The organism is Aeromonas sp. 2MA4 (genome assembly GCF_029237305.1).
GTDB classification, from domain to species: domain Bacteria; phylum Pseudomonadota; class Gammaproteobacteria; order Enterobacterales; family Aeromonadaceae; genus Aeromonas; species Aeromonas salmonicida.
The window spans coordinates 390,880-403,833 of the sequence record NZ_JAACFY010000001.1 but is presented as its reverse complement, the minus strand read 5'-3'; the positions used below and the strand labels follow the sequence as shown (position 1 = coordinate 403,833).

The window sequence follows — 12,954 nt, the reverse complement described above, 5'->3', positions numbered from 1 at the left end:
CCACAGTCCGAGACTTTTCCATGAGCGAAACCCTCTCCCGCCACCGTCAACTGTGTGATCTGCTGACCGAATACGGTCATCAGTACTATGTGCTGGATAACCCCACCGTCCCTGACGCCGAATACGATCGCCTGATGCGGGAACTGATCGCGATCGAGACCGAGAATCCAGAACTGAAAACCCCTTCCTCCCCGAGTGTTCGGGTTGGTGGTCAACCGCTGACCGCCTTCAAACAGGTACGTCACGAGATCCCCATGCTGAGCCTGGACAACGTCTTCAGCAGCGAAGAGTTGCAGGCGTTCGAGCAGCGCATGAAGGATCGCCTGAAGCGGGAGATAAGCTTCACCTTCTGCTGTGAGCCCAAGCTGGATGGTCTGGCGGTGAGCCTGCTCTATGTGGATGGCCAGCTGGTGCAGGCCGCTACCCGGGGCGATGGTGCGACCGGTGAGGAGATCACCGAGAACGTGCGCACCATCAAGGCGATCCCGCTCTCCCTGCGCGGCAGCGACTGGCCCGCCCGGCTGGAAGTACGTGGCGAGGTGTTTATGCCCAAGGCCGGTTTCGAGGCGATGAATGCCAAAGCACTGGCCGCTGGCGAGAAGGTGTTCGTCAACCCGCGCAATGCCGCGGCTGGCAGCCTGCGTCAGCTCGATTCCCGCATTACCGCCAGTCGCCCGCTGAACTTCTACGCCTATGGCGTCGGGGTGGGCGGCGATCAGCTGGGGGATTCCCATTTCGGCCGCTTGTGTCAGCTCAAAGCCTGGGGCCTGCCCATGAGCCCGGAGGTGAAACTCAAGGAAGGCGCGGCCGGATGCCAGGCCTTCCACGACGATATTCTGGCCCGCCGCGGCGAGCTGGCTTACGAGATAGACGGCGTGGTTTACAAGGTCGACGCCATCCCCGTACAAGAAGAGCTGGGCTTTGTGGCCCGCGCTCCCCGTTGGGCCACTGCCCACAAGTTTCCGGCCCAGGAGGAGATGACACTGCTCGAGAATGTCGAGTTTCAGGTGGGTCGTACCGGCGCCGTGACCCCGGTTGCCAAGCTTAAACCCGTGTTTGTCGGTGGCGTCACCGTCTCCAACGCGACTCTCCACAATGCCGACGAGATTGAACGCCTTGGTGTCATGATCGGCGATACCGTGATCGTGCGCCGGGCAGGGGATGTGATCCCGCAAATCGTTGCCGTGGTGGAGGCCCAGCGCCCCGCGGATGCCCACGAGATCCTCTTTCCTACCCAATGTCCGGTTTGTGGCTCGGCGCTGGAACGGCTGGAAGGGGAAGTGGTCACCCGCTGCTCAGGCGGTCTGTTCTGCGAGGCGCAGCGCAAGGAGGCGATCAAGCACTTCGCGGCGCGGCGTGCCATGGATGTGGATGGCCTCGGCGACAAAATTGTCGAGCAACTGGTAGACAAGGGGCTGGTGAAGACACCGGCAGACCTGTTCAGCCTCAACGCCATCCAGCTCGCCGGCCTTGAGCGGATGGGGCAGAAATCCGCGCTCAATCTGGTGGCGGCCATCGATGCGGCGCGCAGCACTACCCTGCCGCGTTTCCTGTTTGCCCTGGGTATTCGCGAGGTGGGGGAGGCGACAGCGCTGAACCTGGCCAACCATTTCCTCACTCTGGATGCCCTGCGTGCCGCCACAGTGGAGCAGTTGCTGGCGGTGGCGGATGTGGGGGAGGTGGTGGCCAAGCACGTCTATTACTTCCTGCGTCAACCCCATAACGTCGAGGTACTGGAAGCCTTGCTGGCCGCCGGTATCCACTGGCCTGTCATCGAGAAGAAGGAAGCAAGCGAGCAGCCCTTTGCCGGCAAGACCTTTGTGCTGACTGGCACCCTCAATTTGCTCTCTCGCAACGATGCCAAGGCGGCGCTGCAGGCGCTGGGGGCCAAGGTCGCCGGGTCTGTGTCGGCCAAGACAGATGTGCTGGTGGCGGGGGAGGCGGCCGGCTCCAAGCTGGCCAAGGCCCAGGAGCTCGGCATCACCATCTGGACCGAAGAGCAGTTACAGGCCGCCCTTCAGTCATGATCTGGCGATGACGATACGCTGAAAACAACAAACCCGGCTATCCAGCCGGGTTTGTTGTTTCAGGGCGTTAGTCGCGCCACTGGGTTTTGCCTTGCCACTTCTCTGGCACCGTCAGCTGCCAGCGGGCCAGCTCCTGCTTGCTGAACACATACTCGCCCCGCACGGCGGCACGGGGTGCCAGCATTCTGGGCTGGGCGCCCGCCAGTATGGCGTTGACGAGCTCTGCTGCTTTGGCTCCCTGATCGCGGCCATCCAGCACCAGGCCGCCGATGGCCTTGCCTGTACCCACCGAAAATTCCCAGAAGCAGAACAGGGGCACAGGGCTGTACACACTGGCCCAGGCCAGGACTGTCTGTTCGCTCACATGTTTGCCTGTATCGTCCACCAGCGTGTGGTAGAGACCGATGAAGATGGCGTCGTAGCCATTTTTTTTGGCGTTGAGCACAGCCTCCTGCCAGAGGCTGTAATCGCCGATGAGCTGGCTGTTGACCCGGGTATGGCCGACCCGCAGATCGGTCTGGGTCTTGAATTCATCTTCAATGGCGGTGAGCGCCACGTTGCTGGAATCAAACAGCACCAGCGCCTTCTTGATGCCCCCCATCAGCTGACTCATTTCGCTGATGTTGCGTTTGAGCAGGGGGCGCTCCAGCACGCCCGTGATCTTGGGATGGCCGACCAGTCCCTTGTGGCGCGGGTTTTCATTCATGCCGAGAAACACCACGGGCGTACCGAGAGAGGCAATCTCGGTGGCCAGGTAATTGATGGCGTTGTCGTCGCCGAGCACCACCAGATCGGGCTTGACCTGCTGGTAGAAGGCCAGCGCCTGTTCGGCAATCTTGTCGAAGTCGCCATTGGGGTGGCGCTTGGTGTCCATGTAGAAGTGGCTGATGTGATTCTTGCCGCCCAGATGGGCTTGCAGGCTGGCGTTGTAGCTCTGATCCCACAGGTATTCGGGGTGATAGCTACTGATCACCAGGATCTCGGCCGCCCACAACCGGCAGGGCAGGAGGCACAGCAGCAGTAGCAGGGTCTTGGCCATGTGGGGTCCCGTCGATAGCAATGATATTCCACTCATTATGCCTGTTCTGCGCCAGACGTGCCCTCGTCAGCCACTGTCGCAGGAGGGGATTTTTTTCTGTCACGGCCCCGTCGAACGCCAGCCCGCAGCAGGCTTGGAGATCGCCTTGAACGGGGCTGTTTTTCACTGGTCGGGAACTGCGCCACTCGCCTCAAACCCTGTTCTGGATCAAGAAATTAGGCCGCGCTTTGGTGCCTAATAGACACCACATATAGGGACGAATTCATATAAAACACCTATATGTTGTGTTATTAAGCTGTGTACAAGCTGTTCTCTTCTCATCGTCAGCCCTGGCTTGTCAAGCCTCGGCTGAATTTATTTGCGCCCAGGACGAGGCGTGGAGAAGGGCGCCAAACAAGGGTAAGCCGAAGGCGATAGCCTGGCCTTTTAAACGGGGAAAACGCATGAAACCGGTTGTGATCAAACGTGATGGATGTCGCGCACCATTCAATGCCCAGCTGATTGCCGAGGCAGTGGGCCGAGCGGCAGAGGCGGTCAGTCAGGCCAATCCGACCCTGGGTGAGCGCGTTGCCGCCGCCGTTACTCAGGAGCTGGAAGGGCGTGGCGAGGTGGATATCCACGAGATCCAGAACCGGGTCGAGAACCATCTGATGGCTTCCGACGACAAAGCCATCGCCCGTGCCTATATCGAATATCGTCACGACCGGGATCAGGCTCGCGAGGCCCGCGGCCGTCTGGCTCAGGAGATCCGTGGTCTGGTGGAGCAGACCAACGCGGCCCTGCTCAACGAGAACGCCAACAAGGATTCCAAGGTGATACCGACTCAGCGCGATCTGCTGGCCGGTATCGTCGCCAAGCATTACGCCACCAGCCACATGCTGCCCCGCGACGTGGTGCAGGCCCACGAGAGCGGCGATCTGCACTTCCACGATCTCGACTACTCCCCCTTCTTCCCCATGTTCAACTGCATGCTGATCGACCTGAAGGGGATGCTGACCCACGGCTTCAAGATGGGCAATGCGGAGATAGATACCCCCAAATCCATCAGCACGGCCACCGCCGTGACCGCCCAGATCATCGCCCAGGTGGCGAGCCACATCTATGGCGGCACCACCATCAATCGCATCGACGAGGTGCTTGCCCCCTATGTAACCATCAGTTGGCAGAAACACAGGGAAGTGGCCGAGGAGTGGGGGATCAAGGACGTGGACGCCTACGCCATGGCCCGTACCGAGAAGGAGTGTTACGACGCCTTCCAGTCGCTGGAGTACGAGGTCAATACCCTGCACACCGCCAATGGCCAGACTCCGTTTGTTACCTTCGGCTTCGGCCTTGGCGACAGCTGGGAGTCCCGCATGATCCAGAGCGCCATCCTCGGCAACCGCATCGCCGGCCTTGGCAAGAACAGAAAGACCGCCGTGTTCCCGAAACTGGTGTTCGCCATCAAGGATGGCCTCAACCACAAACAGGGGGATCCCAACTACGACATCAAGCAGCTGGCGCTGGAGTGTGCCTCCAAGCGCATGTATCCGGACATCCTCAACTACGACCAGGTGGTCAAGGTGACCGGCTCCTTCAAGACCCCCATGGGCTGTCGCTCCTTCCTCGGGGCTTATGAGGAAAATGGTGAACTGATCCATGAAGGGCGCAACAACTTAGGGGTAGTCAGCCTCAACTTGCCGCGCATCGCCCTGAAATCCCGCGACGAGGCGGATTTCTGGGACAAGCTGGATGCCGCCCTGCGCGTGGCCAAGAAGGCATTGATGTATCGCATCGAGCGGCTGGATGGCGTCAAGGCGCGGGTCGCCCCGATCCTCTATATGGAAGGAGCCTGCGGGGTGCGGCTCAAGGCTGACGACAACGTCAGCGAGATCTTCAAGCACGGTCGCGCCTCCATTTCGCTCGGTTACATAGGGGTGCACGAGACCATCAACGCCCTGTTTGGCACCGATGTCCATCTGTTTGACAGCGACACCCTGCGCCAGAAGGCCGTCGCCATCATAGCGCGGCTCAAGGCGGCGACCGATGAGTGGAAAGAGGAGACAGGCTACGGTTTTAGCCTCTACTCCACCCCGAGCGAGAACCTCTGTACCCGTTTCTGCCGCATCGATGCCAAGGAGTTTGGTGTGGTGGCGGGTGTGACCGACAAGGGTTACTACACCAACAGCTTCCACCTCGACGTGGAGAAGCAGGTGAACCCGTACGACAAGCTGGATTTCGAGGCGCCCTATCCGCCCATCGCCAGCGGCGGCTTCATCTGCTACGGCGAGTACCCCAATATCCAGCACAACCTGGAAGCGCTCGAAAACGTCTGGGACTACAGCTATGACAGGGTGCCCTACTACGGCACCAACACACCGATCGACGAGTGCTACGACTGCGGCTTCACCGGCGAGTTCGAGTGCACCTCCAAGGGCTTTACCTGTCCGCGCTGCGGCAACCACGACCCGGCCAAGGTGTCTGTGACCCGTCGTGTCTGCGGCTACCTCGGCAGTCCGGATGCGCGCCCCTTCAATGCGGGCAAGCAGGAAGAAGTGAAACGCCGCGTCAAGCATATGTAAACGCAGCAGTGATAAAGCGCTGGCCCCTGACCCAAGGGGCCATTTTCATTGGAGGGTGGCAGACGTTGCCGTTGTCCCATGAACAAGGCAGGAAACAAGCGATGCACTACCACCAATACTACCCGGTCGATGTGATCAACGGGCCCGGCACCCGCGCCACCCTGTTTGTGTCGGGTTGCGAGCATCAGTGTCCGGGTTGCTACAACCAGAGCACCTGGCGGCTCGATGGCGGCAAGCCGTTTGATGAGGCCATGTGCGATCGCGTCATCCAGGATCTCAACGACACGCGCATCAAACGGCGTGGTCTGTCGCTCTCCGGTGGCGATCCGCTCCACCCCGCCAACGTGCCCCAGGTGCTGGCGTTGGTGAAGCGGGTGCGGGCCGAGTGTCCTGGCAAGGACATCTGGTGCTGGACCGGCTATCTGCTCGGCGAACTGTCAGAGGCCCAGCGCGAGCTGGTCGCCCTGCTGGACGTGCTGGTGGATGGCAAGTTCGTGAAGGCACTGGCAGATCCCGGTCTGCTCTGGCGTGGTAGCAGCAACCAGCAGATCCACGACCTCAATGCCTTGCGTGAGCAGCTGGGGGAACGGATCCCCTGCTTGACTCAGGTGTGAGAGCCGCGAGTGGGCCCTTGTTTCGTTTGCAGTTGAGGTCAAGGCTGTTTATGGTGAGCGCATACCGAACCGTGAAACATCTTTGACGAGGAAGTGCGAGATGAACAATCTGCTCAAGATACTGCTGGCCATCTTTTTGCCTCCGGTATGCGCCTTTATCCAGGTAGGCTTCAGCCTGCACTTTTTGATCAACATAGTACTGACCCTGCTCGGCGGCCTGCCAGGTATGGTACATGCGCTCTGGCTGGTGATCAGCGACAAGCGCGGCTGAACGAGGAAAACGGACACAAGTTGCACACCATCGCTGTGCAGATGGTCTCTTGTCTGGATACAGAGGTTAAATAGCAAAATCCCGGCCAGGCCGGGATTTTTCATTACTGCTGTTTGCAGTCGTTGTAGACGCTCTGCCACTCGCCGTTCTTGTCGCGCATTTCGACGAAGCCTTCATTTCCCTTGTTCCACCAGACGGCCTCATGCTCATCGGTATAGCGGGCGCCGGAGGCTGAAATGGTTTGTGGCAGTGTGTAATCCTTGCCATCTGGCAGTGCCAGTTTGATGAAATTCAGGCTCTGGTCGGAAAGGGCAAAGTAGCTTACTTGCACCTTCTTGTTCTGCTCGCACTGATAGGTGATGGGCTCGCCGCCGGTCACGCTCAATGTGGAGGCTCCGCGTTCGCAACCGCTCAGCAGAGCCAGGGTCGTGATACCCAGCAAGAATATATTGGCGTGTTTCATCTTGAATTCTCCATCGGTGTCATCCGGGCTCGAGCCTAACAGGTTGAGGAGAAGGTTCAATGCTCAATTGTCTCTATTGCGTCTATATGCGTCCCGAGGCGGCGCACAGGGAGCGAAATACATTCAATGCAGGCCCAGGCTGTGCTCGAAGTCGCGTACCAGCGTCTCATAGGTGCCGTTGTTCTTGATCTTCTGCAGCCCTTCCTCGAAGCGTTTTGCCATGGCTTCTCCCTGGGGATGGGCACGGGAGAAGGCGAGCCAGAAGCCATCGGTGGAGATCTTGCCTACCTTGACGACCCGGCCGGTCAGTGCTTTCTGCTGGATCTTGAGATAGCCAGGCATCTCGTTCATCAGTATGTAGTCGACCCGTCCGCGTACCAGCATCTCTATGATCTGGGCATCCGATTTGGCCTGAAAGCGGGTGATCCTGGGGTTATCCATGAAATCGGTGGGATAGGTGTAACCCAGGGTAATGCCCACCGTCTTGCCCTCCAGGGCGGTGAGTTTGAGGTCATGGTGCCCGCCGCCTGCGAGGGCGAAGATGGCGAGATCCTCCTCGAACATGGGGGTCTCGTGCCAGTAGTACTGATAGCGGTTCTCCTCTGTGATGGTGGCATTGAAACACGCCAGCACCTTGTCGCTCTTGGCTTCGTGCATGCAGCGGGCGAAGGGAATGGTACGAAACTCAAGCGCTATGCCCTCGATGGCGAACACAGCTTTTACCAAGGCCGGTGCCAACCCCTGTGGCTGGCCGCTCTCCTTGTCCAGCGCGCAATAGGGGGCCCAGTCATCTTCAGCTGCGACAAGCACTGGATTGGCCCAGACGCTGCTCATCCCGAGCAAAAGACCAAACGCCAGCCAGCCTCCGTGTACTCGTGCCATTGTGTCTCTCCTGCTGCTATTGCGAACGGCTCTTGCAAGCATAGTGGCTGCAGTCACAAGACCCGCGGGGCAAGCTTGCAAAATGCAGACAAAAAAACGCCCCGGTAGGCATAACGGGGCGAAAAGCAGCACATCCTTGAGCTAACAACAGGGGGTCAATAGCCGAAACGAGTGGCCTCGAAACGGTTAAGCAGTCGGTGAATGAGATAGCAGGCCAGCAGGGTGGCAACGATGGCAAACAGTATGCTGCTGACTCGATAGAGTGCGCTGAATACCAGATCGTTGCCCGGCGTCAGGTACTGGCCAAACAGGATGCCGAGAGTGGTGAGGGCGCCAAAGCCGACGCCTGAGCCGCTGGCCTCCTTCACATGGGCGTAGCTGAACAGCATGGCCCCGAGCCAGAGCATGGGGGCGACCAGCAACAGCAAACCTGACCAGTCGTAGAGTACCAGCTGGCTGACGAGACCAAAGCTCACGCCGAGCAGTGTGCCCATGGCCCGTTTGCGGGCATAGCTCAAGGCTCCGTTCCAGTGCATGGGAAACAGCAGCAGCAGTGTGGTGGCCTGAGCAGACATGGAGTCACGCAAGTCGAAGATCTGGAACACGATGAAGGAGAGGGTGGCTATGCTGGCTCCGAGCAGGGCCTCGTGCCTCATCCGGTGCGGTGCCTTGGGGGCCGCCGCAGGCTTGGGCCGCTCCTCTACATCCGGGATCAGCGCCGTCATCAGGTAGGCGATGAGTACCGACAGTATGCTGGCCCACAGGTTGCTGAAGATGAGGTCGTTCAGATCGGTCTGCGGGTAGCTGGCAAAGTGCAGCATTATGCTCAGACTCAGCACACCGTTGGCCCCGAACAGAAACAGGCTGCCCCGTGACATGGCGGCGAAACGGTAGAGAAACAGCAAAAAGGCGATGGGGATCATCAGGCCGGGATGACTGCCAAACAGCCCGCCCAGCAGACCGACTTCCACCCCGCACATGACGGCGGCAGCGATCAGCTGGCGTGCCGCATGGCCGTTCATCACTGGCACCATGCCCAGCAGCAATACTGGTGTCACTGTGTAGAAGACGCCGTAGTTCCAGCCAAACAACTTGCAGAGCAGGAAGCCGGTGGTGCTGCCAAAGGCGATGCGCAGACATTGACGCAGTTCGTTGGCGGTGAGGGGCCTGTGCCACAGATTCATCGCTGCCACCTTAGTAGATATAGTGCAACAGGCTGAGCAGACGGATCTGGCCGCGGGCAAACAGCGCGCTTAGCGCGTTGTCCGGCAGCAGTTGCACCGTGGCGCGGGCGCCAGCCGGCAGGTGGGCTGGCAACTGCTCAAGGGTCAGATGCAGGCGCAGGCGCTGGGCATCCCGGACCCAGCGATCCGATTCGGTGGGGCTGGCCAGCAGGCCGTTGGCATCGAACTGGCCGGCGCTGACGCCGGCATCCAGGCTGGTGACCCGGGCTGGATAGAGCTTGCCCGGCTCGCCATCGAAGGCGACCAGTGCCTGGCTGTCCGTGTTGACGTGGCGCAGACTCTTCTCGCGAAAATCGGCGATGATGTCTACTTGCTCGGAAACCAGCGCCAGCAGCGGCGCCCCCGCCGCGGCGAAGCTGCCCGGCTTGAGTTGCAGGTTGGTGATGATGCCATCCTGGCTGGCGTGTACCTGGCTGTAGGCGAGGTTGAGCTTGGCCTGGGCCAGGTGATTGCGAGCCTGGCGCAGCAGCAGGTTGTCATCACCGTGCAGACCGCGGTTCACCTGGGCCTGAGTCATGCGGGCCTTGCTGGCCAACAAGTTGGCCTGGGCGGTGCGAAATGCGCTGTCGGCGTCGTCTTTTTGCTGCTCAGAGACCATGTGGCGACGATAGAGGGCGTCGATACGCTCCGCTTCCCGCAGCTTCAGGGAGGCTTGGGTTTGCAGCGAGCTGAAATCGGCGGCGGCGGCGTTGAGAGTGGCGTCGAGCTGGCGGTTCTGCTGCTCGGCCTGAGCCAGCGCGAGGCGGGCCTGCTCCACCGCCAGTTCAAACGGGGCGGGGTCGAGTGAGAACAGCAGATCCCCCTGTTTGACATGCTGGTTGTTGCCAACGGCAACCTGTATCACCTTGCCACTGACCTGGGGTGCCATCTTGGTCACGACACGGGTAGCCATGGCTTGCGGGGTGAGCGGCATCTTGATGTCAGCCAGCAGGAAGTAGCCAAAGACCAGAATAAAGGCGCCCATGGCCCATTTTATCCAGCGTTTGAATTGTTGATCCGGGGTCATCTTATTCTCTCTCTTCACTCTGTGAACCTATCTTGCCGAGGGCGTTGGCACAGATGCGGTGCACTATGTCTTCAAATTGTTCCAGCTCCCGCTGGCTGATGCCGGCGAGCAGGTCACGGCGTACATCCATGATGCGATCTTCTATCTTGTCGAGCAGCGCCTTGCCAGCCGGAGTCAGGGTGACGATGCGGGCCCGTTTGTCCTGGCTGCAGCAATGGCGTTCGACCAGTCCATGCTCCTCCAGCTGACCCAGAGTGCGCATCAGGGACGGCAGCTCTATCTCCAGCGCTTCGGCAAGGGTCTTCTGGCTGAGATGACCACCGAGGCGGCTGAGTTTCCAGAGCGCTGTCCAGCGTGGATGGGTCAGACCCAGGGGCGCCAGTTCCAGGTCTGCCACTGTGCGCCACAGTCGATGCAGTCGTCCGACCCGCTCGGCGAGGGACAACTCGCGCAACATTTCCAGATCCTTCATCATGAGGTGCTCTCCATTTACTTAGCCTGCTAAGCATTGTAGTTATTTAGCAGGCTAAGTAAATAGTGTGATCAAGATCTTGTTTATGAAAATGAGAAATGAGTTTCTTATGAGGCTTTACCTGGTCAGTGAAGGGGATCGCAAGGGGCTGTCTGTGGCCGAAAGACGCACAGGTGTGTCAAATCGGGTGAAATACTCTGGTTGGAGAAATAAACACCGGCTTGCTGGGGAGGCAAAAATAGGGAAGGGATCCTGTTTACTATTATTTTCTGGTCAGCAAGGTGTCATATAAATTCGGCAGTCTGTTTTTTATCCACTAATATTGATGGGTCAGCTAAATAGGGAGACGATAGCTGTGGAACGATATGAATCGGGTGACGCCCATTTCTCAATCGAGAGTCTGCTGGTCGATGTCGAATATAGTGCCGAAATTCATTATGGCTTCAGCTGGGAAGGAAGCGATATCTGTCATGAATTTGACCCTGCCAATATTCCATTGTTATTAGCAGAATAGGCCAACCGAACAGGTTTAAATGAGGCGCTGGCTGTCAAGGTGTGACTGACAGGTGGGCACTCTTTGCCCGTCTGCACAGTCTTGTCAGTTGAAAATACACGCTATGGCGCTGTGTTGATAGTGCATCCCCGTCATGACATACAAGTTGCCAGTCATCCTTGCCTGCCCTGTTATCCACCTGCATACGGGTGGGTCATGTCAGTTGTGCGATCGTCAGGATCATGGCCTCTCTGATATGAATGATCAGCATGAATATGACGCGACTGTCATCAGCCTGCTGCCCGTTTACGCCCTCTCTTTCCATGGATAACACTTAATCTGAGCCTCACCATTGCCAGCCAAGTGAGGATCAAACTTTGTCCGCATTCGTGTATTTCTGTGTGTACCCAATCTTTCAGATGCTGTAAATGGAGAGGCTGTCTTGTATTGAATGACAGCATCCTCGCCATAGCGTTTAAGATTTTAATGTTTTTATATGTCTTTGTAGCGGGGATAACCGACAGGCGAGGGGAGGATCACTAGAGTAGCGCCACCTCACACGCTGGAGCATAACAATGAAAAACCTCTCTACCCCGAAAGCCGCCCCCTGGGGCAGTCAACAAATAGCCGGCATGCCCATGATGATCTTCCTCGGGCTTGCCACCTGCGTGCTTTTCTCCGGCTGGAACGGCTCACTGCCGCTCGGCATGGTCGGGGCGTTGGCACTGATGTTCGTGCTGGGCACCCTGCTCTGCGAGCTGGGTGAGCGCATCACTCCGGTCCGTGAATACCTGGGAGGTGGCACCATACTCGCCATTTTCGGCGGTGCTGCTCTGTTTGAATACAGGATCCTGCCGGTCGAAGCGGGTCAGGTGATCATCGGCTTCATGAAGGAGGGGGGCTTTCTCAACTTCTTCATTGCCAGTCTGGTGACGGGCTCAGTGCTGGGCATGAGCAGTGCCCTGCTGAAAAATGCCGCCATGCGTTACCTGCCGGTGATCCTGGGCGGTGTTGCAGTGGCGCTGCTGAGTGTCGGTCTGGTCGGCTCCCTGATGGGCTATGGCTTCAAGAATGCGGTGCTGCTCATAGGTTTGCCCATCATGGGCGGCGGCATGGGGGCAGGTGCCGTGCCCCTGGTGGAGATCCTCTCGGGCCCGATGCAGATGTCCAGCGCCGACCTGCTGTCACGCATGGTGCCTGCCGTTGTGATCGCCAATACCCTGGCCATTCTGGTGGGCACTCTGCTGGTACGCCTGGGCCGCCGCTACCCTTCCCTGACCGGCAATGGTCAGCTGATGATCAATCAGAGCAGCCAGAATGTGGCCGAAGAGCAGGTCCAGGCGCCGACGCTGGAAAGCCTCGGCATGGGGCTCTTCATCAGCTCCAGCATGTTTGTGCTGGGTTCACTGCTGGGCAACTTCATCCCCATGCATCCCTTCGCGCTCATGATACTGGCGGTGGCCTTCATCAAGGTGAGTGGCGTGCTGCCGCGCCGTTACGAGCAGGCGGCCGCCGACTGGTACCAGTTCGTCGTGACCAATCTGACGCCCTCCCTGCTGGTGGGCATAGGGGTCGCCTATACCAGCATCCCGGAACTCATCAGCGCCTTTTCCGTCAGTTACTTCGTGCTGGTGCTGGTGACTGTGGTCGGCGGCGCCCTGGGGGCGGCCCTGGTGGGGCGCATGATAGGTTTCTATCCCATAGAGGCGGCCATCACAGGCGGTCTGTGCATGGCCAACATGGGGGGCACGGGCGATGTGGCCGTGCTGTCGGCGGCCCAGCGCATGAAGCTGATGCCGTTTGCCCAAATCTCTTCCCGTCTCGGGGGGGCCGTCATGTTGATCCTGGCCACCCTGCTCATCTCGCTGCTGGCATAAGGAAT

General features: G+C 59.1%; 12 protein-coding genes. 6 read left to right on the top strand and 6 right to left on the bottom strand.

Going from position 1 to position 12,954, the window contains the following annotated elements; all coding sequences use genetic code 11:
* Positions 1–20 precede the first annotated feature (20 nt).
* Positions 21–2,027: an NAD-dependent DNA ligase LigA gene (gene ligA, locus GWQ31_RS01855; RefSeq protein WP_275908500.1), complete on the top strand. Its 2,007-nt coding sequence runs from the start codon at positions 21–23 to the stop codon at positions 2,025–2,027.
* Positions 2,028–2,094: 67 nt separating this feature from the next.
* Here the strand turns inward: ligA and GWQ31_RS01850 are convergent, their stop codons facing one another.
* Positions 2,095–3,066, bottom strand: a complete 972-nt coding sequence (locus GWQ31_RS01850) for an ABC transporter substrate binding protein (RefSeq protein WP_275908499.1) — start codon at positions 3,064–3,066, stop codon at positions 2,095–2,097.
* A 443-nt stretch (positions 3,067–3,509) separates the two neighbouring features.
* Here GWQ31_RS01850 and nrdD point away from each other — a divergent pair, with 443 nt between their 5' ends.
* From nrdD to GWQ31_RS01835, 3 genes are all read left to right on the top strand, one after another.
* A complete protein-coding gene (gene nrdD, locus GWQ31_RS01845) occupies positions 3,510–5,627 on the top strand; it encodes an anaerobic ribonucleoside-triphosphate reductase (RefSeq protein ID WP_275908498.1) in 2,118 nt (705 codons plus the stop codon).
* 101 nt (positions 5,628–5,728) lie between these two features.
* The gene (nrdG, locus tag GWQ31_RS01840; RefSeq protein WP_275908497.1) at positions 5,729–6,241 is read left to right on the top strand and encodes an anaerobic ribonucleoside-triphosphate reductase-activating protein; all 513 of its coding nucleotides are present in this window, start codon (positions 5,729–5,731) and stop codon (positions 6,239–6,241) included.
* Positions 6,242–6,341: 100 nt separating this feature from the next.
* The gene (locus GWQ31_RS01835; protein WP_017411359.1) at positions 6,342–6,512 is read left to right on the top strand and encodes a YqaE/Pmp3 family membrane protein; all 171 of its coding nucleotides are present in this window, start codon (positions 6,342–6,344) and stop codon (positions 6,510–6,512) included.
* Positions 6,513–6,615: 103 nt separating this feature from the next.
* Here the strand turns inward: GWQ31_RS01835 and GWQ31_RS01830 are convergent, their stop codons facing one another.
* The 5 genes from GWQ31_RS01830 to slyA all read right to left on the bottom strand — a co-directional run bounded on the left by GWQ31_RS01830 (position 6,616) and on the right by slyA (position 10,582).
* Positions 6,616–6,975, bottom strand: coding sequence for an MliC family protein (locus GWQ31_RS01830; protein ID WP_005316896.1), 360 nt, complete (start codon positions 6,973–6,975; stop codon positions 6,616–6,618).
* Between the two features lie 123 nt (positions 6,976–7,098).
* A complete protein-coding gene (locus tag GWQ31_RS01825) occupies positions 7,099–7,857 on the bottom strand; it encodes a transporter substrate-binding domain-containing protein (protein ID WP_265422665.1) in 759 nt (252 codons plus the stop codon).
* A 155-nt stretch (positions 7,858–8,012) separates the two neighbouring features.
* The gene (locus tag GWQ31_RS01820; RefSeq protein ID WP_265422664.1) at positions 8,013–9,041 is read right to left on the bottom strand and encodes a DUF2955 domain-containing protein; all 1,029 of its coding nucleotides are present in this window, start codon (positions 9,039–9,041) and stop codon (positions 8,013–8,015) included.
* Between the two features lie 10 nt (positions 9,042–9,051).
* On the bottom strand, positions 9,052–10,107 hold the full coding sequence (locus GWQ31_RS01815; protein ID WP_219597612.1) for an HlyD family secretion protein: 1,056 nt from the start codon (positions 10,105–10,107) through the stop codon (positions 9,052–9,054).
* 1 nt (position 10,108) lies between these two features.
* Positions 10,109–10,582 (bottom strand): transcriptional regulator SlyA, encoded by a 474-nt coding sequence (gene slyA, locus GWQ31_RS01810; protein WP_265422662.1) that lies wholly within the window; start codon positions 10,580–10,582, stop codon positions 10,109–10,111.
* 319 nt (positions 10,583–10,901) lie between these two features.
* Between slyA and GWQ31_RS01805 the strand changes: the two genes are divergently transcribed.
* Positions 10,902–11,093, top strand: a complete 192-nt coding sequence (locus tag GWQ31_RS01805; RefSeq protein WP_212539003.1) for a hypothetical protein — start codon at positions 10,902–10,904, stop codon at positions 11,091–11,093.
* A gap of 554 nt (positions 11,094–11,647) precedes the next feature.
* On the top strand, positions 11,648–12,949 hold the full coding sequence (locus GWQ31_RS01800) for a 2-hydroxycarboxylate transporter family protein (RefSeq protein WP_159166895.1): 1,302 nt from the start codon (positions 11,648–11,650) through the stop codon (positions 12,947–12,949).
* Positions 12,950–12,954 lie beyond the last annotated feature (5 nt).